A 23254-nucleotide genomic window follows, 5' to 3' on the forward strand; every position below is an offset into this window, starting at 1 on the left:
ATCTACGTAACAACGCACCATTCCAACCGGGGTACAGACCCCAAAAAGCAGGAGGGATGTCATTGAAAGCCTTATTTGAGAAGGAAAAAAATTACTGGAGTCATAAGCTGGAATCCGAGGATCATATCATCTGCCTTCCATACACCAACAACGTGTCCAAGGATGCAATTGTAACGAATTTAAATTCCCTTACGTACACGCTCACATTTCCATCTGAAATTTCCGAGCGAATATTGTCTATAACAGGTGGCGCTCCATGGGCAGTGTTTATGGTTCTGCTTGCTGGAGTAGAAAGTCTGTTACATAAGTACACAGGTGAGGAACGTGTGCTGCTGGGTATTCCGGTAGCCAAGTCTGGCAACGGTGCTACAAAGCCGATCAATCATCTGCTTATACTGAAAAACACACTGGATTCCACAACGACCTTCAAAGCCTTGCTGTCTCAAATCAAAACCTCTGTCAGCGAAGCGATTGAGCACCAAAATATACCTTTTTGGAACTATACCGAGGGGCTTGAAATTCCACGTAACGAGGATGAAAAGCCTCTGATTTACACCACGTCGTCTATGCAAAATATTCATATTCCTGATTTTTTGAATTATGTACAATCTGAGCTTGATTTGCAATTTCAGTGGGAAAATGCAGCGGTTTCTCTGAACGTGAAGTACAGTAGCGACCGTTATAACGAGGCGACGATTGAACGCTTTGTTGAGCAACTGTTGCGCTTGTACAGCGTTGTTCTGCATCAGCCAGAACTGGAGATTTCCGCAGCACAACTGCTGTCAGAGCAAGAAGTGGAGCAGCTGCTTCATACCTTCAACGATACAGCTGTGGATTATCCACGTCATGCGTCCATTCATGAATTGTTCCAGAAACAGGTGAAGCAGGTCCCACAGCAGGTGGCGGTAGTATTCGGAAAAGATAGCCTAACCTATGGAGAATTGAATGAAAAGGCCAACCGTCTAGCTCATACATTACGTAAGCAAGGGATCTGCACCGAGCAGACTGTCGGCATTGTGGCTGAACGCTCGATTGAGATGATCGTCGGTATGCTTGCAATTCTCAAGGCAGGCGGAGCATATGTCCCGATTGACTCCGAATACCCGAATGAGCGCGTACGCTATTTGCTGGAGGATTCTGGTGCTAACATACTGCTCGTACAGCGAATGGAGCATCGGCCCGTTGATTTTAAGGGAACTGTGCTCGACCTAAGCGATTCCGCAATTTATGGAACGAATGATGCTGATCGTTTCGATCCGGTTTTGCGGAACGATAACGAGACGTATGCTGACGTAGCTGGCATCGGATATGTAGATTGCTTAAACCCGCTCTACTCCATTTCCGCTAGTCCTGAGCTTGCTTCTACTACAACCACACAACCAGAAATTATACAACCAGAAGTTACGCAATCAGAACAAGTGGAGGCAACCGCTGCTGATCGCTTGGCCTATATCATGTACACCTCTGGAACAACTGGCCAGCCGAAAGGGGTTATGGTGGAACACCGCAATGTCGTCCGTCTAGTGAAAAATACAAACTACGCGCAATTGAATGCCGATACGCGTATTTTGCAGACCGGGGCCGTTGTCTTTGACGCGTCCACCTTTGAAATTTGGGGTGCGCTATTGAACGGTGGACAGCTGGTGCTGGTGAGTCAGGATGTCATTCTGGACGCGCCGAAGCTCAAGGAAGCGGTCCGCAGCCACGGCATTACCACGATGTTTCTGACCACACCGCTCTTTAACCAGTTGTCCCAGCAGGATCTGGCGCTGTTCGAGGGGATACGGGAGCTGCTGGTCGGCGGAGATGTGATGTCCGTTCCACATATGAACCGGGTGCTGGAGGCTCATCCTTCCCTGCGGATCAGTAACATCTATGGCCCAACCGAAAATACGACCTTTTCCACCATGCATGCGATCGCCGGTGTGCAATCCGAATCGGTGCCAATTGGCCGCCCAATCACTAACTCAACGGCGTATGTCGTGGATCGCTCGATGCAGCTCCAGCCTATCGGGGCGTGGGGTGAGTTGATCGTCGGCGGTGACGGGGTAGCACGTGGCTACCGCAACCGTCCGGACCTGACGGCTGAAAAGTTCATCGACAGTCCGTTCCGCAGCGGAGAACGCTGCTATCGCACAGGCGACCTGGTACGCTGGAAGGCGGACGGGGCGCTGGAATACAAGGGACGGATCGACGCCCAGGTGAAAATTCGGGGCTACCGGATCGAGCTGGGCGAGGTGGAAGCGCAGCTGTTGAAGCTGGAGGCGGTGCAAGAATCCGTCGTTATTGCACATGAGGATGAGCAGGGGCAAAAGCAGCTCTGCGCTTATGTGGTGACCCATGAGGAAGTAACAGCAAGTGAGTTGCGCAGCGCTTTGAGCCAAGAATTACCGGGCTACATGGTGCCGTCATATTTTGTACAGCTGGAGCAATTGCCACTGACACCGAACGGCAAGGTGGATCGCCGGGCGTTGCCGCAGCCGGAGGGAAGTATAAGCTCAGGCGCAGAATATGTAGCTCCTCAAAATCAATTACAAGTACAACTGGCGAGTATCTGGAAAGATGTGCTGGAGCTTGAGCGCATTGGGATTAAGGATAACTTTTTTGAAGCAGGGGGGCACTCCCTGCGAGCGACACATGTCATATCGCTTATTCATAAGGAATTGCATAAAAATGTGCAGCTAAAGGACCTGTTTCAGCACCCGACGATTGAACAGCTTGCGCAGGTGATTGAAGCGCTGGAGCAAACCGCCTATGAATCCATACCTGTTACGGAGAATAAGCCATTTTATGCGGTGTCCTCGGCACAAAAACGGATGTATATTCTCAATCAGCTTGATGGAGCGGGAATTAGCTATAACATTCCTGGCGCTCTGACACTGACAGGTTCATTTGATCATAATGCACTGGACAATGCGTTCCGCCAGCTTATTGACCGCCATGAAATATTGCGTACCAGCTTTGAGACCATGAACGGTGAACCTGTCCAGCGAGTACATGACGAAGTTTCTTTTCGTATGGAGTTGATTCATGCCCATGGAGCTGACCCAAAGGAGACGGACGAACTAGTACGCGACTTTGTCCAGCCGTTCGATCTTGGACAGGCTCCGCTTTTCCGAGTCGGTTTGATTGAAACAGATCCAGAGCATCATATTTTACTACTGGATATGCATCACATCATTTCGGACGGTACCTCTATAAATGTGATGATTCAGGACTTCATCCATTTATATACAGGTGACACACTGCCACCATTGCGCATTCAGTATAAGGACTACGCTGCTTGGCAACAGGAGCAGCAGCAAAGTGAACGCTATCGGCAGCAGGAAAGCTACTGGCTAAATACCTTCGCAGGAGAGCTGCCTGTGCTGGATATACCAACCGATTATCCACGTCCGGCGACGAGAAGCTTTGAAGGAGATTTGCTGGAATTTACGCTCGATCAACGGCAGAGCGAAGGTTTAAAAAGCATTGCGGTACAGACGGAATCGACATTATATATGGTGCTATTGGCAGCTTATACGTCTTTGCTTAGCCACTACAGCGGGCAGGAGGATATTATTGTCGGTTCGCCGATTGCGGGGCGGCCCCATGCTGATCTTGGTAGCCTGATCGGGATGTTTGTGAATACGCTGGCAATCCGCAATTATCCGGAAGGTGGTAAGACCTTCCGCGATTACGTATTAGAGGTCAAGGAAAACGCATTGAAAGCTTTTGAACATCAGGATTATCCGTTTGAAGAGCTGGTGGACAAGCTGGACGTGGATCGAGATTTAAGCCGTAATCCGTTATTTGATACCATGTTTGCTCTACAAAATTTGGAGCAAAAGGATCAGCAACTGGAAGGTTTGCAATTGGCACCCTATCCGAGTGAACAAAATACCGCGAAATTTGATTTGAGTCTGTTCGCGATGGAGGATGGGGAGCAAATTGCCTGCGGTCTTCAATACGGAACCCGGCTGTACAAACGGGAAACCATCGAACGACTGGCTGTACACTTGCAGCAGCTTATCCGTGCGGTGATAGAACAGCCGGATATCGCTCTTTCGGCTATTGAAATGGTTTCGTCCCAAGAAAAAGAGCAGATTGTAATGCAATTCAACGATACACTAGCAGACTATCCGTATCCACGTGATCAAGTGCTGCATGTGCTGTTCGATGAACAGGCAGCACAATCACCAGATCGGCTGGCCGTCACCTTTGCCGACACACAACTCACCTACCGCGAACTGAAGGAACGCTCCGACCGTCTGGCACGTATACTCGCTTCCCATGGGATACGGAGAGGCTCCGAGCCAGAGATACAGCGAGTAGGGATTATGGCGGAGCGGTCCATTGAAATGATCGTCGGCATGCTGGCGATTTTAAAAGCCGGGGGGGCGTACGTTCCCATTGATCCCGAATATCCTGAGGAGCGTATCCGTTATTTACTGGAGGATTCCAGTGCTAGGCTGTTACTTTCACAGCGACGTGAGCAGGTTCCTTTTGAACCAAGCATTCCGATCATAGATTTGAGTGATGAACAACGATGGAGTAGCGAATCTGAACTTTACGCTCATGTGGATGAATCTGCTGCTATTTCAATGGAGGGATCTTCCTCGGATCTTGCGTATGTGATCTATACCTCTGGTACGACAGGCAAGCCGAAGGGCGTGATGATCGATCACCGCAATGTCGTGCGTTTGGTGAAAAACAAAAGCTATGCCTCGCTTGACGAACATACGCGTATGCTGCAAATGGGTGCAGTTGTGTTCGATGCCTCCACTTTTGAAATCTGGGGAACGCTGCTGAACGGGGGTCAACTGTATGTGGTAAGTCATGACACTATTTTGGACGCCGACAAGCTCAAACAGGCGATTGACAAGTATCGTATTAACACCATGTTCATGACCACGGCTTTATTCAATCAGCATTCACAGCAAGCTATTGGAGTGTTTTCCTCCCTGAAGGAATTGCTTGTGGGTGGTGATGTGTTGTCCATACCACATGTCAATCGTGTGCTGAAGGAGCACCCGCAGCTTCGTTTGGCCAATATTTATGGGCCGACAGAGAACACCACCTTTTCCACCATCTATGACATTACAGAACCGCAAACCCAAGCTATTCCCATTGGGCGTCCGATTGATCATTCAACCACATATGTGGTCAATCCTTCATTGAAACTGCAGCCAATCGGAGCCTGGGGGGAACTGATCGTCGGTGGTGACGGTGTGGGACGTGGATATCTGAATCGGCCGGAGCTTACGGCTGAAAAGTTTATAGAAAGTCCGTTCCGGCCCGGGGAGCACTGCTATCGTACAGGCGATTTAGTACGTTGGCGTGCAGATGGCGTGTTGGAGTATAAAGGAAGAATGGATGAGCAGGTCAAAATTCGCGGCTACCGCATTGAGCTGGGTGAAATAGAAACCCGTTTGTCCACGATTGCAGGAGTGAAGGAATCGATTGTTATCGTACAGCAGGACGATGATGGGCAAAAACAGCTGTGTGCCTATTTTGTAACAGACAGCGAGTTGAGCGCCAGCGACTTACGTAACGTTTTGTCGCAGGATCTGCCTAGCTATATGGTGCCTTCCTACTTTGTGAAGCTTTCCAGACTGCCTTTGACGTTGAATGGAAAAGTAGACCGCAGAGCCCTACCTGCACCGGAGCAAAACGTCGATACAGGCATGGATTATGTGGCACCCGAGACGGACGTTCAGCAAGCACTGGCTACCGCCTGGGGGGCAATCCTTGGGATTCAGCGAGTAGGCATACAGGATAACTTTTTCCATCTGGGTGGAGACTCCATCAAGGCCATTCAAGTATCGTCCCGATTGTTTCAGGCTGGATACAAGCTGGAAATGAAGGACTTGTTCAAATATCCGACGATTGCGGGACTAAGTAAATTCATTCAGCCTGTTAACCGTATAGCAGAGCAGGGAGAGGTTATAGGTTCTGTTTTGCTTACACCAATTCAGCGTTGGTTTTTTGAACAGTCAACGGCAGAGCCGCACTATTTTAACCAATCTGTCATGCTTTATCGACAAGAAGGCTACGATGAACTGGCACTTCGTCAGGCGCTTAATCAGATTACATCGCACCATGATGCATTGCGTATGGTTTTTCGTTCGTCGGAGAACGGGTATACAGCATGGAATCGTCGTATAGAGGAAGGCGAACCATACCAACTGGAAATCTTTGATTATAGGGACAGCGATGTAAACGAGGGCGATTTGGCGAAGATGGTTGAAACCAATTGCAATGAAATTCAATCCGGTATTTCCCTAAGCGAAGGGCCGCTCATGAGGCTGGGGCTGTTCCGTTGCCCGGATGGAGATCATCTGCTGGTCGCGATTCACCATTTGGTGGTGGACGGGGTATCCTGGCGCATTTTATTCGAGGATTTGGCGACTGCTTATGATCAGGCCTCTAAGGGAGAACCGGTAATTCAGTTGCCTCATAAAACGGATTCGTTCCAAACGTGGGCCCAGCAGCTGTACGCTTATGCCAATAGCCCAGCCATGGAACGGGAGCGCTCGTACTGGGAGGAGCTTGCACAAGCCGAACTGGCTCCCTTGCCGCAGGATTACGGGCATCATGAACACAAAAATCCGTTGATTGGTGACGGTGAGTCGGTTACCGCTGTATGGACAAGTGCGGAGACAGAGCAACTGCTCAAGCAGGCCAATCGTGCCTACCACACGGAGGTTAACGATCTGTTGCTGACAGCGGTGGGGATGGCATTGCAAGCGTGGAGCGGATATGAGCGCTTCCTGATACATCTGGAGGGGCATGGACGCGAAGCTATTTTACCTGAGGTAGACATTACCCGAACCATAGGGTGGTTTACAAGCCAATATCCTGTTTTGCTTAATATGCCGGAGGGAATTGCTCTTTCGCAACGGATTAAGCATGTGAAGGAAGGGCTGCGCGGCATCCCGAAAAAGGGGATCGGCTACGGTGTACTGAAATATGTAGCCGACCGCCAGATACAGGCACCAGAGGCATCTCCAGCCCTATTTACGACAGATCCCGAAATCAGCTTTAACTATTTGGGACAATTCGATCAGGATATGAAGGGAAATGATCTGGAGTCATCCCCTTATAGTGGGGGCATGCCTCTGAGCCCGACCATGGCTCGCACGTATACGCTGGATTTTGGCGGGATCATTTCGGGAGGTCAGCTGGGTCTGACGATTAGCTATAGCCGTACCAGCTATCGACCAGAGACGATAGAACGGTTGGCGAAATTACTGGAATCGAGTCTACGTGAAATTCTGACTCATTGCATCCATAAAGAACACCCTGAGCTGACCCCAAGTGATATTTCCTATAAAGGAATGAGTGTGGAGGGCTTGGACAGCCTGTTATCTGAAATGGGTGCTGCGGGTAAGGTCGACAATGTATATGCACTGACTCCGATGCAAAAAGGGATGCTGTTTCACAGCCAGCTGAATAGTCAAGCAGCCGCGAATGACGCGTATTTTGAGCAGGTTTCTTATGATATGCGAGGTCGGATGGACATTAAGGCTTTTGCAGAAAGCCTGAATATTCTGGTTCGGCGACATGAGGCGCTGCGTACACATTTTTATTTTGGTCGGGATACGGAACCGTTGCAGGTAGTGTATCGAAGTCGGGATTGCGGCTTTCAATATGAAGATTTACACAAGCTGGATGTGGATACAAGGGATACCTGGGTGAAAAACTTCGAGTTGGAAGATAAAGCACGGGGCTTTGATCTGCGTCGGGATGTCCTGCTGCGTGTAGCGATTTTACGTACTGGAGAAGACAGCTATCATTTTGTATGGAGCTTCCATCATATCGTCATGGACGGCTGGTGTTTGTCCCTTATAAATAAAGAAGTGTTTGAAAGCTATGCAGCACTTCAGGAGGGCAGAGTGCCAGAGCTGGCACCGGCAGTGCCGTACAGCAGCTTTATTGAATGGCTGGAAGCACAGGATGGCAAGGCGGCAGCCGACTACTGGAGCAGCTATTTATCCGGGTATGAGCAGCAAACAGCACTACCAGCTATAAAATTTGGTCGCAAGAGTGAAGGCTACACGGCCAGCGATTGGACGACGGATTTGGAGCGTGAGCTGACCCTCCGGGTGGAGGAGACGGCTAAGCGGTATCAGGTGACCATGAATACGTTATTACAAACCGCATGGGGGATTGTGCTTCAAAAGTATAACAACCACAGTGATGTCGTATTTGGCAGTGTTGTCTCAGGTCGTCCATCGGATATTATCGGGGTCGAGGATATTATTGGCTTGTTCATTAATACCATTCCCGTGCGCATTCGCTGCGAGGCAGGGGAATCTTTTGAAGAAGTGATGAAAAAAATGCAGGAGCAGGCGCTGGCTTCTCATGCGTATGATACGTATCCACTGTTTGAAATTCAGGCATTGACCGACCAGAAGCAGGATTTAATTAACCATATTATGGTGTTTGAAAATTATCCGGTGGAGGAGCAAGTCGAGGAGCTGGGAAGTGACGGACAAGATGCATTCCCGATCTCCAACGTGGTGGCTGCAGAGCAGACCAACTACGATCTGAACCTTGTCGTTATGCCGGGAGAATGCATAAAGATTCGTTTTATGTATAACGCGTTAAGCTTTGATCAAACAGACATTGAGCGTCTGCATGGACATTTTGTGAATCTGCTGGAGCAAATTTTGCGTAACCCGAGTGTTTGCGTAGAAGAGCTGGAACTGGTTACAGCGGCGGAAAAACAACAGATTACAGGAGAGTTTAATGACACTGCCTCTGCATATCCACGGAATCAGACGATCCAAAAACTGTTTGAGGAGCAGGCTGAGCGCACGCCGGATCATATTGCCGTAGCTTTGGGTCATCAATCATTGACCTATCGGGAGCTCAATGAGACAGCCAACCGATTATCGCATACGCTGCGGGATGCAGGGGTGAAGCCCGATGAACCGGTTGGCATTCTGACGGAGCGCTCGCTGGATATGATTACTGGAACACTCGCTATTTTAAAGGCTGGAGGCGCGTATGTGCCGGTAGACCCTCAATATCCGGAGGACCGTATCCGTTATATGCTGGAGGACTCGGGAGCCAAGCTGCTGCTGGCTCAGCAGGATTTACTGGATCGTTGCTATTTTGACGGACAGATTGTCAATCTGGATGATGAAACGTCCTACAGTACGGATTATTCCAATCTGGGGATGGATGGAGCGGGTCATCATGCTGCTTATGTCATTTATACCTCAGGCTCGACAGGCAAGCCAAAGGGCGTTGTTGTTGAGCATCAAAGTGTTGTGCGCCTGGTCCGCAATACGGATTATGTGCCATTTGATGAATCGACCTGCATGCTGCAGACTTGCGCGTTTGTATTCGATGTATCTACGTTTGAAATTTGGGGTGCGCTGCTGAACGGCGGTCAGCTTGTACTCGTGCATAAGGATGATCTTTTGGACGCGGCCAAGCTTAAAGAGACAATACGGGATCATCGCGTCAACATGATGTGGCTGACCACTCCGTTATTTAATCAGCTTTCGCAGCAGGACAGTCAATTGTTCGGCGAAGTGAAGTATTTGCTGGTTGGTGGTGATGTTTTGTCTGCGCCCCATATTAACCGGGTCCTGCGTGACAATCCGAACATGAACATCATTAACGGCTATGGGCCAACGGAAAATACAACCTTTTCGACGACGTACCACATTACGGAAGAACAGCTGGATTCTGTGCCGATCGGACGTCCTATCGGCAATTCAACGGCGTATGTTGTGGATTCGTCATTTAACCTGCAGCCGGTCGGAGCCTGGGGTGAACTGGTTGTCGGCGGAGACGGAGTTGCACGCGGTTATCTGAACCGTCCTGAGCTAACGGCTGAGAGATTTCTTGCTAACCCGTGGGTGGATGGAGATCGCCTGTACTGTACGGGAGACCTTGTTCGCTGGCGTGAAGATGGCATGCTGGAATACGCTGGACGGATGGATCAACAGGTTAAAATTCGCGGTTACCGGATTGAGCTGGGCGAGGTGGAGGCGCGGCTGGCAAGTGTACCATCCGTGCGGGATAGCGTTGTTATCGCTTTACGGGATGGAACAGGCCAGCAGCAATTATGTGCTTACTTCACTGCCGATGAACAGCTGACCATCCGTGAGATTCGAGCTATGATGTCGGCCAGTCTGCCGAGCTATATGATTCCATCCGCATTTGTACAGCTGGATCGGTTTCCGCTGACGACCAACGGCAAAATCGACCGCAAAGCTTTACCTGTGCCGGACAAAGCGCTGCACACGGGCATAGAATATGTCGCACCGCGAACTGATGTGGAGCAGTTGCTGGCAGCTATTTGGCAGGAAGTGCTCGAAATCCAGCAAGTGGGCATCCACGATGACTTTTTCACGTTGGGGGGGCATTCCTTGAAATTGCTGGAGCTTGTACGCAAAATTCATCTTGCCACAGACATTGAGCTTCCAATCCGCAGTGTTCTGGAGTTCCCGACCATAGAAGAGCAGGCGCTCGCATTATTAAAATCGGATTTGCAATCCAAGGCAGATAGTCCAATCATTCGGTTGAATGAACACGGTCCTGTCTCCATCTTCTGCTTTCCGCCTATGCTTGGATACGGTCTGTCGTTCGCGGAGCTTGCGAAACAACTGGATCAGGACGCAGTCGTGTATGGATTGGAGTTCGTAAATGATGCCGCGGATGAGCAGGAAATGCTGGCACGGTATGTTGATTTGATCGTCAGCACGCAAGCGCAAGGTCCGTATGTGCTGCTTGGTTATTCCATAGGCGGTAATCTGGCGCATAAGGTTGCCGACACACTCGAGCGTCAAGGTCATGCTGTATCCGACATTTTGATGCTCGATTCGGTCAAAAGGAAGGAAGCCCTGCCCTTCACAGTCGAAGAAACAGAGCACGAAATTCATGCCATGCTGGAACAGGTTCCCGAATCCTACCGTGAGCTGTTGAATGAAACGTACCAGCGTAAAATGATCGCTTACGCAGTGTATGGCAACCAGCTTGTGAATACAGAGAGGGTTCAGGCCAATATTCACGGCTTTGTTGCTGTCGGATCGGAAACAGTTAGGGGAATCGGAGACAATCGACTTTTATGGAAAGACGCTACACAAGGAAGCTATGAAGAGCATAGCTTGATTGGCAGCCATTATGAACTGCTCGAACCCGGATTTATCGAGGAAAATGTAAAAAGTATCCGTGTCGCAATACAAAACATAGCCCGGAACATGGACAAAGACATCACACAAGGTTTGGCACATCATAATTCTTGAAAATCTACGGTTGATGATTTAACTGGATTTCACTAATTTTTAGTCTGTAACCCATGAATCCTGATCGAACATGTAAGAGGCCTACTGCTTACGCGATTCGATCAGGATTCGCTCTATCATCCGCACCCTCCTCCCTATGGGAAGTGCGATGATTCCATAGCGCCATGCTGGTGGCTCCGAATCCGAGTAAAAACATCTGCTCCGCTATGCAATCACCGCACCGTTCAATCGAGAAGCCAACTTCATACGTAAGGATGGTACTTCACATGGATAATAAAGGGATTTGTTGTCTATCCGCATTCATAGTATCGTTATTTCTCTGGAATCTGCTCATTGCTCCGGCAGGGGCAGCAGGCAGCATAACGCCGAATTCATTGGAAAAAGCAGTGGATCACATCATGAACACAAAATTGGAAAAATTGCATATTCCGGGGGCTGCCGTCGTCGTGACCCAGGAAGACCAAATACTTTTTAGTAAAGGGTATGGATATGCAGATCTGGAGCGAAAAATAGCTTTCGACCCGGCGAAGACCATTGTTCGTGTCGGCTCTCTAACCAAATCTTTTAGTGCAAGCGCCGCTATGCAGATGGTCGAGCGAAACAAGCTCGATTTGAATGAAGACGTGAACAGCTATCTCTACAGCTATAAAGCTTCGCAATACCAAAATAAGCCTTTTAATCTGCATCAGCTTTTGACACATACCTCGGGATTGGACGAAGCGCTGTACGGCATTAACAGCTCGACCAAGGCAGGCACTTTGCCTACAGAGCAGTATCTCAATACTTATTTTCAAAATCAGCCGCCCATTCGCGAGCCCGGAGTTCAGTTTGATTACAGTAATGTCGCCTACGGTCTGATCGGTAATATCATGGAGCAAGTAAGCGGTCAGGGACTGAATGAATACCTCCGTACACATCTGTTCCAGCCGATGAATATGCCGAGCGCGACACTGGATTTGCCGCTAAATAATCCGGCACTGGCTCAATCGTATCGGTGGAAACATGGAGCGTATTTGAAACAGCCTTTTTCGTATATTAATCTGCCGGGAGCAGGAGCGTTGAGCATCACACCCAACGAATTTTCACATTATCTAATCACTCATTTAAACGAAGGCATGTATGAGGGAAAAGCGGTACTCCAGCCCCAAACGGTAAAAGCCATGCATACACAGCAATTTGCAGCAGATCCACGTCTGGATGGTGTGGGCTACGGATTTTTCCGCGGTCTACTGGAGACGGGCGTACCCATGCTATGGGCTACCGGGGAAATTGATGCTTTTATTTCCGAAATGGTACTAATTCCGTCTCAAAAGATGGGTATTTTTGTGATCATCAATACGGCTGAAACGGACACTCTGCTTCATGGAGAAGTTATACATGCGATAGCTCAAATGCTGCCCGCAGAGCCGCAGGCAGGTCCTCAATCCTTGGCGCATTCTGCCACGCAAGTGAAGCTTTCGCCAGAGATCGAGGGCGTATATCAGGTGAATGTGAACCCCGTTCATGGGTGGGGGAAATGGATTCGGATGCTGGGAAGCATTAAATACACCGTTCAGATTCAAGATGATCATACGTTAATGGTTAACGGTGTGTACCCGAATGAAAATGAAGCAACGAACAAAGTTTTTCAAGCAGCAGGCGATGGGATGTTTGTGGAAAAGGGGGGCCAGCTTAAAATTTTGCTGTATCCGCAAAACGGTACATGGATGATGGTCGCCCCGGAAAGCAAGACCATGAAGCAGACGGCACTTTGGCACCGTACCTGGACGCTGCTTGTCAACTACGCTGCTGCCTCCTTGTTTTTCATCACAACCCTGCTGATTTGGGGCGTAAGGTATGCAATAAGATCTATGCGCAAAGATAAAACCCACATTTCTTCAAGCCTTGCATTCATCGCGCTACTGAATACGATTTTTCTCGGCGTGCAGTTTATCTATGGGAATAATCAGATTGTATATGGCTATCCAGCCTGGTATATCTGGGGGATATGCACACTCCCACTGATTTCAGCGCTCATTGCTAAATGGGTATTGATCGTGAATGGTGCAAAGCTGATTACGGGGGAAAGGAGAGGTAGAGCCACAGGCAAAATCCTGTTTGCAGTACTCACATTGCTGCATACTATATATCTTTTTTATTGGAATTTTCTCCCTGTTCATTATTCATAAACATTTAAAGTTTTTTGCATGAATCCAAGAGCTATTTTCCATATAGAGATGGAAAATAATTTACAAAACATTGCATGTCCGAACATAAATGAATGCTAAAATTTATACTTGGTTCCCCATCAACCGGGGACGCAAACTAACAAACAGGAGGAATAAGAATTGGGAATCATTCGTCTTTTTACATCCCGCAGCTTCAAATACGCAACTGCAATGGTGTTCGCTTTGTCGTTGTACGCTGGTGCTGTGAGCAGCATACAACCGGCATCGGCAGAAGGTCCGGCTGATCCGGCCCCTTTTATCGCCGCCAAGGTGGTTAATGAAAACGCTGGCAAAAAAGTGTTGTTCGATAATACACACGGACAGACAGCCGGTGCGGCAGATTGGGTGATTGATGGCGGATTTTCAGACTTTGGCCAAGCCCTTGCAAGCAACGGCTATGATGTGCATGAGCTTCGCAAATCTATGCCGATTACTTACAATGATCTGAAGGATTATGATGTATTTGTGACAGCAGAGCCGAATATTCCTTTCAAACAAAGCGAACAGGTTGCGATGGAGCAGTATGTCAAAGCAGGCAACAGTATTTTCTTCATTGGAGATCACTATAATGCGGACCGCAACAAGAACCGTTGGGACGGATCGGAGAGTATTAACGGCTACCGTCGCGGAGCATGGGAAGATCCAGCCAAGGGAATGAGCGCGGAAGAAAGAAGCTCGGCAGCGATGCAGGGTGTAGTCAGCTCGGATTGGCTGGGTAGCCAGTTTGGTGTACGTTTTCGCTACAATGCATTAGGCGATATTACCGCTAATCAAGTTGTCGAGCCAGCGCAGGCGTTCGGCATTACAACTGGGGTGAGCAATGTCGCCATGCATGCAGGCTCAACACTGGCGATTATCGACCCGGCGAAAGCCAAGGGGATCGTATATCTCCCTAAAACCAATCAGGCTTGGGGCAACGCGGTAGATCAGGGCGTCTATAACGGAGGCGGCATACCAGAAGGACCCTATGCAGCCGTATCCAAAGTAGGACTCGGTAAAGCTGCCTTTCTGGGGGACTCATCTCCTGTTGAAGATGCGACGCCAAAATATCTGCGCGAAGAGACAGGAACCAAGAAGACGACGTATGACGGCTTTAAGGAGCAGGATGATGCCGTGTTGCTGGTTAATATCGTCGATTGGTTATCCAAGAAGGAGAACTACACCAGCCTGACGGATGTGAAAAGCTTGCAGCTTGATCAGCCGACAGCAATGCTGCCTTTTGAGGAGCCGCAGGCTTCGACGGAGCCACAAGCCGAGCCTTGGTCTGCTCCTGCAGCAGGTTACAAATGGTGGGATCAGCAAACTTTTAAAGCCGGAGCCTATGGCGGACCTACTGCCAGTGCGCAGCCTGCGTACAGCATCGTTCGTCAGGATCAGCTACCGAATGCAGAGCCTTTTCAAATTCGAATTACTGCGGACCAACTGGCTCCGAATACCACGATTAGTGGATTCAGCACAGGCATTTATGTAGCGGGCGGCAATCAGGTTGCCCAGATTCAAAACCAGGATGGCACCTGGCCGACCTCGTACGGCTATAGCGGAGCATTCAGTCTGGAGTCCGACAGCAAGGGACATGCCTACAAAGACCTCACCGTAAGGATTAAGCCGGGAACCAGCGGTTCGGCCAGTCTTAGGTTGAGACAAAACGGCAGTAACCTGTTGACCCAATCGGTCGTGCTGGCAGATGTTCCGGCCCAGCCGTTGCCAGAGGAAGGGAATACTGTTCCGGCTCGTATCCGTGTTGCAGAAGCACGGAGCCTCCCGGCTGGCAAAGTGGTTACACTGGCAGGTACGGTGACGACCGAGCCGGGTGCATTTGGCGGTCAAGCCTTTTATATGCAGGATGAAAGCGGCGGTATTTATGTATATCAAAACCAAAGCGGTTTTCACCAAGGCGATCAGGTGAAGATTACGGCAACCTTGGCGCTGTATAACAGCGAGCTGGAGCTGACCGATCCGGTGGCTATTGAAAAAACAGGAGAAGGACAGCTTCCGGAAGCTCTACAGATCACCGAACTAAGCGATGCTAACCACGGGCAGTTGGTCGAGCTTCCACAGGCCATCATTCGTAATGTAGCAGACGCGACTCCCATCGGTTCGTTTGAATTTGATGCGGTGTCCGGCGAAGTAAGCCACCATGTGCGTGTGGATGCACGTACAGGCGTAACACGGACCTCTTTTCCATATCAAGAAGGACAGCAAGTGAAGATTAAGGGAATTTCAGCGATTTTCAAAGGGAATTACCAGTTAAAGCCGCGTGGTCTTGGTGATTTTACAGCTCAGACAGGCGCGACATTGCAAGAAGTGAAGCTTTCACTGGATCAAACAACTCTCAATGTTGGAGATACAGCAGTAGCACATCTCAGTGGTACGCTCACGGATGGCAGCCAAGCCGATTTAAGTCATGCTTCCGTTCAGTATGCCAGCAGTCAGGAGTCTGTTACCCTCGATACGTATGGACAAATTAAGGCAGAAAAAGAGGGGAGCGCCGAAATTACGGCCAGCGTAACCCTTGAAGGTAAAACCATCGTATCCAATCCAGTAACCGTTACAGTCCAGAAAGCTATTACAGGCGAAGTGCCGGGCAAACCTGTACTGTCCCATGATAACGGGCAGAATACCGGATTGAAGGACGGCAATTATAATATCACCATGAATCTATGGTGGGGTACGAACGGTGATGAACTCAAGCTGTATGAAAACGGCGAGCTGATCGGGACTCAACCGTTGAAATCCGCCTCCCCTGGGGCACAGAACGCTGTCATCCCGGTAACGGGCAAGGCAAATGGCACTTATACGTACACCGCCGAGCTGATCAATGCTTCCGGTAAAACGGTGAGTGACCCGTTAATCGTCGAAGTGATCGATGCTTTGCCCGGCATTCCAGTGCTGTCTCACAACAACTGGGATGGTGACGGCAATTACACCGTTGCTATGAACATGTGGTGGGGAACGAATGCGACCCAATACCATTTATATGAAAATGGCGAGCTGATCGACACGCAAGAGCTGCCAAACCAAACGCCGCAGGTTCAAAGCGCAGTCACCGATATCCAAGGCCGCAAATCGGGCACTTATGAGTATCGGGCCGAGCTCGTCAATGCCTCAGGAGAAACTTTTGGCAAAACGATAATCGTCGAAGTGAAGGACCGTTAAATCGTAAGAGCATCTATGGACTTTACAGAGTCAATAGATGCTCCTTTTTTTTATTCAGGCTGTTGCTCCTATGTCTGACCATCGTTTCTCCTATTGTATATCGGTATTATTACAAAAAAGCCCCCGGAGACGGGGACCTGCCCATTTAAGATTGAGTTGGTTGAGCCGAGAGATTGTCTATATCGGTGGAGCCAAAGAAGAATAAAACAATCAGAATTGTAATGATAACAAACTCTGCAAAATGCTCTCCATCAAACTCACTTGGCGCAAGCTCACTCACCACAAATAACCCCTTTCGTAATCGGCATATTACTTTTGCATTTTCTTTTGAAAGGCTTGTATTACTTGATCCAGCGTCATATTCCCGTTATCATTTAAAAATTTCACCATGTTATCGACGTTGGAAGGGTCTGCTGCTAATGTTTTGTATTTTCCCGTTAATCCCACAAGCAGCGTTGCTTGTCTGTATAAAGTAACGGAATCGACATGCAGCTTTCCTGTTAATAACAGGGCTGCTACGATGACCTCCACATTTTTTCCTTGCAGGGCGGAGAAGATAGACGAGTTACTATTTAACCCATTTTTCTTTTGTCCGTTGGGGTTAGGGGATGATTTGGATTTTTGATTGCGATTTTGGTTTCCATTCTTTCCTAAGGAAGTCATTGAATCTTCCTCCCGCCATATGTTGTCCTTGCCATTGCGGGACAAGGACAACGGAACTGCATGTGCTCATTCAAAATGCCGTTATTTTCATATGATATGCGAACCAGAAAGCGTTGGTTACTGTAAGAATAACCCTGTCTGAGTGAACCCGACTCCTATTACCCTGTAATTTCTTTTCGCATGTTGGCTCAATATAGAGTAAACTACAATAAAGAAAGCCAAATGCGTTGGTAATCGAATGATGAAAAATGCTGAAATAGGAGTTGTAGATAAAATATGTCGAATGAAGAAGTTTTGTTGACTAAAGAGGGATTGGCCAAGCTGGAGGATGAGCTTAAAGAACTAAAGACCGTAAAACGCAAGGAACTCGCCGAACGGCTTAAACTAGCTATCAGCTACGGCGATTTGAAAGAAAATAGTGAGTATCACTCAGCCAAGGACGACCAAGCGTTTATGGAAACCCGTATTCTCATATTGGAGAAGATGCTGACCAAAGCTCGGGTCGTGGATGAGAGCAGTTTGGATCTTAGATCCGTTAGTATCGGATCGACAGTCATTCTGAATGACATCGAATTTTCTGAGAAGATGGAGTACAAAATTGTAAGCCCTGCTGAGGCGGACGTGCTGGATAATAAAATTTCCTACGAAAGCCCTCTGGGAAAGGAACTTTTGGGTAAAGAAGTAGGCAGTATCATTCATGTGAATGCACCCATGGCTGTCATCAAATACGAACTGCTCGAAATTAAGCTGACGTAATCCGTTCCCGATTCCCTTTTATGAGGGGGCCGGGATTTTTACTTTTTTATGAGCACATTTTTAAGCCTATAGCCGTCCCACCGGAGCGCAGGGTGCGCTCCACATGTGAGACAGGGGTTACATAGTATCCGCTATAACACTGCAAGCTAGTCCGTCATTAGAAAACCAGCGTTCTCCAATGCGGCACAGGCTTCATTCATTTTAGCTTCATCAGGGGCATGCAAGGTATGAAGGTGAATACCTCCGGTCAGCTGGGACAGATAAGTCGCTTGGGTGGAGCTGATTTTGCGGATAAAATCGTCCACTTCCTTGCGGGTTCCGACCCGAATCGGAGCAGTCAGATCACCGTATACGGGATGCTCCACAATAACATCCTGTACACTTACGCCATAGTCGACGATCAGCTTTAGTTCCTCTTCTGTCTGTTCAGGTCGGTGCTTGCATACGATAATGCGTGAGGCCGGGGGAGCGGTCTGACCTGCAGGCTCCATATAAATATATCCTTGGCTCGTTGCAAGAATAGGCTCTTGGCTAGCTTTTAACAGGGAAATATCCTGTACGATTACTTGTCTGGAGACGGAAGCCCTGCGTGCCAGCTCGCTCCCGGTCAGCGGGGACTCGTTCTTAAGCCACAGCAGTAGCTGTTCGCGGCGTTCCGTGCCCATCCGTTTTAAAGGTTCAGTCAACGGGATAAGCTCCTTTCTTGTCTGCTTGTCAGGTCTGTTAAAATATCCACCAACACATCCAGATCCCCGGCGGTTGTCGTTTTTCCGAAGGAAATACGGATGAATTGCAATGCTTCACGACCGGATGCTCCAAGCGCTTGCAAGGCAGGAGAAGGCTCGTGATGTCCGGCAGAACAGGCGCTTCCGGTGGATATACAGACACCGCTACGGTTACATTCCAGCATAACATATTGTCCCTCATAACCGTGAAAAAAACATCCCAGTATATGACTGAGTCTCTCAATCATATTGTTTTCCTGTGCGGCCAAACGCAATGGAATTGATCTTTGCTGAATTTTGTTGAAAAAATACTGTCTCAGTGCGGCATATCGTTCCTGATGCAGCTCCATTTGTTGGGTCATCATTTCCGCTGCCGCAACAAACGCCGCAATGCCAGGAACGTTGACCGTTCCGGGGCGAAACCCGTTTTCATGCAGTGTATCAGGATACACAGGGCGCCACGGCGTTCCCGGCCTGAGATATACCGCCCCCACACCCTTGGGACCATACACTTTATGGCTTGATATAGAGATAGCGTCCACCCCCAAGGCGGCAACATCAATAGGAATGTTTCCAAAGGTCTGTACTGCATCACTGTGCAGGAAAATACCACGATCTCGCAGCAGGGGAGACAAGGCGGCAAGATCCTGAATAAGCCCGGTTTCCGAGTTGGCGTGCTGTACGGATACAAGCCCGGTGTCTTCTCTTAGATAAGGTAAGAGAATATCACGGGTGATTCGTCCTGCCTTGTCCGGCTGTACAATGGTCAGCTCATAGCCCTGCCGCTCCAGCAAAGCAGCCAGATTGTACATCGAATGATGCTCCAGAGCGCTTATAATCCAGTGCTTTTTATGCTGTGGCAGTCCGTTCAGGATGGACTGTACAGCCAGCATGTTAGACTCCGTTCCCCCTGTTGTAAAATAAACCCCTTCCTTTTGACCTCCAATCATGTCTGCGATCCGTTGTCTGCTATAATCCAGTGCATAAGCCGCGTGACCGCCCGCATCATGGAGGCTGCTCGCATTTCCGAACATTTCCTTATTTAATGTGTTATACATATTCAAAGCTTCGTCACACATCGGTGTCGAAGCGGCATAGTCCAGATAAATCATGGCGGATCTCCCCCTGTTAAAAATAATTCCATCCAAAAAGCCTTGAGATTATTGTAGGCATGTGTAAATATAAGTGTCAAGACACTTGTAAATATAAATGTACACATAGCGCTTGTCTGTTCGGGGGAAGACGGGCAGACAAGCCGCAGAGATAATGGAGGGATTCAAATGTCTATACTTGACGTTTTACAAGGAAATCGTGGACTCATGCCAGAGTACTATAAGACACTGACGGTTGCTGATATGGAGCAGCGTGTCGCCCAATTGAAGCAAAAATGGGGACAAAAGCTGCTTATTCCAGGCCATCACTATCAGAAGGATGAGGTTATTCGGTTTGCAGATATAACAGGGGATTCCCTTCAGCTTGCTCAAATGGCGGCACAAAATCAGGAAGCAGAATTTATTGTGTTTTGTGGAGTACATTTTATGGCAGAAACAGCGGATATGCTGACTACGGATCGGCAAACGGTCGTGCTGCCGGATATGCGCGCAGGCTGCTCGATGGCAGATATGGCGAATATGGAGCAGACAGAGCGTGCCTGGAAGCATTTGCAGAAGATGGTAGGCGACACGATTATCCCACTGACCTATGTGAATTCCACGGCAGAAATTAAAGCTTTTGTGGGGAGACATGGCGGGGCTACGGTGACCTCTTCGAATGCCAAGCAAGTGCTGGATTGGGCGCTGAAGCAGAAGGAGCGCATTTTGTTTTTGCCGGATCAGCACTTGGGCCGCAACACAGCTTCCGATCTTGGAGTTCCGCTGAATGAAATGGCGGTGTGGAATCCAATGACCGATCAACTGGAGACGGACCGTGACCCGGCAGCCGTAAAAATTATTTTATGGAAAGGGCATTGCTCTGTTCATGAAAAATTTACAGTCGAAAATATCCATCGTATCCGTGAGCGTGACGAAAACATCCGGGTCATCGTTCACCCTGAATGTTCACATGAGGTTGTTCAGCTTGCAGATTGCGCAGGTTCCACGAAATTCATCATCGACACGATCCATGCGGCAGAGCCGGGGACAAAATGGGCCGTTGGCACGGAAATGAATCTCGTGCAGCGTATCCGGCAGCAGTACCCCGAACAGCAGATTGAATCGCTCAATCCCGATATGTGTCCCTGCCTGACGATGAACCGGATTGATCTTCCACATCTGCTGTGGGCGATGGAGCAGATTGACCGTGGAGAGCCTGTGGGTGTGATTCGTGTGAGCAATCAGGTTAGACAGGATGCTGTGCTGGCCCTGAACCGTATGCTTGCTATTCGTTAAGGTTTTTCCAGCCTGTATCTCTATTTAAAGATTAGTCGCTTGCCTCGTTTCATGCTATAATCGTAGCGACGAACCGAAGGAGGTGAATCCCTTGTTTGAGCTACAAGACCTGCTCCCTTATTTATTTACGATCGGCTTGCTGTGTACGGTAACCTACGCATATCTCGCTCATTTGTATGGCAATGTGCCTGAATGCTGGATAGAAGGCGGGGCCGTGCGGTCGCTTGCTTCTCCTCTGATGCCGTTGACTGCCCGTGGGCAGGACATGCCTGTCCGGCTGGCGCGTCATATCCGACGAAAGGAAGCGCCGGATGAAGACGCGTCAGATTGTTCCCTCTCGTTGAACGCTGGCACAGCCAATCAACGAGGAGGAACATATGAAACAATTCGAGGGATTCACCTTTTGGGGTAAAAAAGAACGGATATTCGGAATCATATTAGCGCTGGCGGTAGTTATGCTGCTTTCCGGCTGCGGTGCGAATGCTGCGGAAATTAATGCACAGACACCCGGATTTTTTAATCATTACGTGGTGTTCCCGCTATCCTGGCTCATACAGCAACTAGCGCAATGGTTTGGCGGAAGCTTTGGACTGGCGATCATGTCATTGACGTTAATCGTCCGTCTGGCGTTACTACCTCTTATGATGCGACAAACGCGCGCCCAACAGGGGATGAAGCGCAAAATGAGCGCTATGCAGCCTGATTTGGACCGCATTAAGAAAAAATACGAAAATAAGAAGGATACTGCCAGCCAGCAGAGTATGCAGCAGGAAATGATGTCGTTATACAAAGAGCATCAATTTAATCCGCTCAATATTGGCTGTCTGCCTATTCTTATTCAGCTTCCGATATTGAGTGGTATGTACACAGCCATCCGGCTTACCCCGGAGCTGGCGTCTCATTCATTCCTGTGGTTCCGACTGGGGCAGCCGGACTGGATTTTGGCGATCATCGTCGCAGTCGTTTATTTGGCACAGGCTAAGCTATCCCAGCTTCAAATGACGACTGACCAGCGCAAGCAGTTTGCGATCATGGGATATCTTTCGCCCATTATGATGGCTGTTTTTTCTTTTAATGCGCCTGCTGCCATGCCGTTATACTGGACGGTAAGTGGCACCTTTTTGCTGCTCCAGTCACTATGGTTCCGTAGACGCTATCCAACGGAGGAAGCAGAGGATAAGGTTAAGCTTGGAGAAGCTACGGCAACCTAAAAAGAAGATGATGTTAGTTTAATACGGGAATTGTGTTTATAGTTTGTAGTATGTAATAACAGGATGCCCTTCGAGCTGTTATAAGGCTTGAGAGGCACCCTTTTTTTCTGAAAACTTCAACCTATGGGTAAAGTAAAGACACGAATGAATATTACGGAGGACCAACAAGATATGAAACAAACATCAACAAAGCTACCCATTTCCTTAGCCCTGCTTACATGTGTAGTATGTGCGCTTGGTTTCGGTTTAATCGCATTATGGGTTAGCGACCATCAAGTGCGGCATTTTGACCAGAAAATCATTACGGATATTCAGCAGTTGGAGTCGCCTGCCATGACCCGTCTAATGAAATTTTTCACTATGATCGGCAGCGGAATTCCGGTTGTGATTATTATTTTAATCGCTATGTTTGTGCTGCACAGAGTATTGGGACATCGCAGAGAACTGCTGTTTTTGGCGATTGCTGTGCTGGGATCGACGCTGCTGAATGCGGTTTTGAAATGGTTATTTCAGCGTGCGAGACCCGAAATTAACCGTATTATTGAAGCGAATGGGTACAGCTTTCCGAGCGGACATTCCATGACCGCTTTTAGTATGTATGCGGCATTGACGTTTTTAGTGTGGAAGCATGTTCCTTCGAGGTTGGGCCGTATCCTTCTTATTGTGCTCAGTAGCCTGCTGATTATAGCGATCGGGACAAGCCGCATTTATTTGGGCGTGCATTATCCGAGCGACGTTGTAGGTGGCTATTTTATGAGTGGCTGCTGGATGGCGGCCTGTATTTGGTTTTATCAGCGTATATTAGCCAGTTCATTGATCCAGTGAAACAAAATATAGTCTACAGTAATTAACATGAATAAATTACTCCATAACATCAAAAAATGATTTACAAAATTACATTAT

At 48.7% G+C, this 23254-nt stretch carries 12 protein-coding genes; 8 read left to right on the plus strand and 4 right to left on the minus strand.

Annotated features, from left to right (window positions below):
* The first annotated feature begins 62 nt into the window (after positions 1-62).
* The 3 genes from ACIFO6_RS08530 (at position 63) to ACIFO6_RS08540 (ending at position 16609) form a co-directional block, all read left to right on the plus strand.
* Entirely contained in the window at positions 63-11246 is an 11184-nt protein-coding gene (locus ACIFO6_RS08530) for an amino acid adenylation domain-containing protein (protein WP_430039961.1), read from the plus strand.
* 266 nt (positions 11247-11512) lie between these two features.
* The gene (locus tag ACIFO6_RS08535; RefSeq protein ID WP_430039963.1) at positions 11513-13414 is read left to right on the plus strand and encodes a serine hydrolase domain-containing protein; all 1902 of its coding nucleotides are present in this window, start codon (positions 11513-11515) and stop codon (positions 13412-13414) included.
* A gap of 159 nt (positions 13415-13573) precedes the next feature.
* Positions 13574-16609 carry an endonuclease gene (locus tag ACIFO6_RS08540; RefSeq protein WP_430039965.1) on the plus strand — a complete coding sequence of 1012 codons (3036 nt, stop codon included), beginning with the start codon at positions 13574-13576 and terminating at the stop codon, positions 16607-16609.
* Positions 16610-16754: 145 nt separating this feature from the next.
* Here ACIFO6_RS08540 and ACIFO6_RS08545 read toward each other — a convergent pair whose 3' ends face one another.
* Both ACIFO6_RS08545 and ACIFO6_RS08550 read right to left on the minus strand, forming a co-directional pair.
* Positions 16755-16889: a hypothetical protein gene (locus tag ACIFO6_RS08545; RefSeq protein WP_430039967.1), complete on the minus strand. Its 135-nt coding sequence runs from the start codon at positions 16887-16889 to the stop codon at positions 16755-16757.
* A gap of 29 nt (positions 16890-16918) precedes the next feature.
* On the minus strand, positions 16919-17272 hold the full coding sequence (locus ACIFO6_RS08550; protein WP_430039969.1) for a hypothetical protein: 354 nt from the start codon (positions 17270-17272) through the stop codon (positions 16919-16921).
* Positions 17273-17548: 276 nt separating this feature from the next.
* Here ACIFO6_RS08550 and greA point away from each other — a divergent pair, with 276 nt between their 5' ends.
* Positions 17549-18028: a transcription elongation factor GreA gene (gene greA, locus ACIFO6_RS08555; RefSeq protein ID WP_430039971.1), complete on the plus strand. Its 480-nt coding sequence runs from the start codon at positions 17549-17551 to the stop codon at positions 18026-18028.
* Between the two features lie 146 nt (positions 18029-18174).
* On the opposite strand, the gene ACIFO6_RS08560 is transcribed toward greA, so the two are convergent.
* Both ACIFO6_RS08560 and ACIFO6_RS08565 read right to left on the minus strand, forming a co-directional pair.
* Positions 18175-18714: a transcription repressor NadR gene (locus ACIFO6_RS08560; protein ID WP_430039973.1), complete on the minus strand. Its 540-nt coding sequence runs from the start codon at positions 18712-18714 to the stop codon at positions 18175-18177.
* The gene (locus tag ACIFO6_RS08565; RefSeq protein WP_430039975.1) at positions 18711-19865 is read right to left on the minus strand and encodes an IscS subfamily cysteine desulfurase; all 1155 of its coding nucleotides are present in this window, start codon (positions 19863-19865) and stop codon (positions 18711-18713) included. Before ACIFO6_RS08565 ends, ACIFO6_RS08560 begins: the two co-directional genes overlap by 4 nt.
* Before the next feature lie 168 nt (positions 19866-20033).
* Between ACIFO6_RS08565 and nadA the strand changes: the two genes are divergently transcribed.
* From nadA to ACIFO6_RS08585, 4 genes are all read left to right on the plus strand, one after another.
* Positions 20034-21140, plus strand: coding sequence for a quinolinate synthase NadA (gene nadA / locus ACIFO6_RS08570; RefSeq protein WP_430039977.1), 1107 nt, complete (start codon positions 20034-20036; stop codon positions 21138-21140).
* Positions 21141-21222: 82 nt separating this feature from the next.
* Positions 21223-21552, plus strand: a complete 330-nt coding sequence (locus ACIFO6_RS08575) for a hypothetical protein (RefSeq protein WP_430039979.1) — start codon at positions 21223-21225, stop codon at positions 21550-21552.
* On the plus strand, positions 21518-22351 hold the full coding sequence (yidC, locus tag ACIFO6_RS08580) for a membrane protein insertase YidC (RefSeq protein ID WP_430039981.1): 834 nt from the start codon (positions 21518-21520) through the stop codon (positions 22349-22351). Before ACIFO6_RS08575 ends, yidC begins: the two co-directional genes overlap by 35 nt.
* A 171-nt stretch (positions 22352-22522) precedes the next feature.
* Positions 22523-23176 (plus strand): phosphatase PAP2 family protein, encoded by a 654-nt coding sequence (locus tag ACIFO6_RS08585; RefSeq protein WP_430039982.1) that lies wholly within the window; start codon positions 22523-22525, stop codon positions 23174-23176.
* Positions 23177-23254: the final 78 nt, after the last annotated feature.

It is taken from the genome of Paenibacillus sp. NRS-1781, from assembly GCF_050467745.1.
Classification (GTDB): Bacteria; Bacillota; Bacilli; order Paenibacillales; family Paenibacillaceae; genus Paenibacillus; species Paenibacillus terrae_A.

Coding starts and splice junctions, on each gene's coding strand:
- ACIFO6_RS08535 (WP_430039963.1), top strand. CDS start 11,513: ATGGATAATAAAGGGATTTGTTGTCTATCCGCATTCATAGTATCGTTA.
- ACIFO6_RS08550 (WP_430039969.1), bottom strand. CDS start 17,272: ATGACTTCCTTAGGAAAGAATGGAAACCAAAATCGCAATCAAAAATCC.
- greA (WP_430039971.1), top strand. CDS start 17,549: ATGTCGAATGAAGAAGTTTTGTTGACTAAAGAGGGATTGGCCAAGCTG.
- ACIFO6_RS08565 (WP_430039975.1), bottom strand. CDS start 19,865: ATGATTTATCTGGACTATGCCGCTTCGACACCGATGTGTGACGAAGCT.
- nadA (WP_430039977.1), top strand. CDS start 20,034: ATGTCTATACTTGACGTTTTACAAGGAAATCGTGGACTCATGCCAGAG.
- yidC (WP_430039981.1), top strand. CDS start 21,518: ATGAAACAATTCGAGGGATTCACCTTTTGGGGTAAAAAAGAACGGATA.
- ACIFO6_RS08585 (WP_430039982.1), top strand. CDS start 22,523: ATGAAACAAACATCAACAAAGCTACCCATTTCCTTAGCCCTGCTTACA.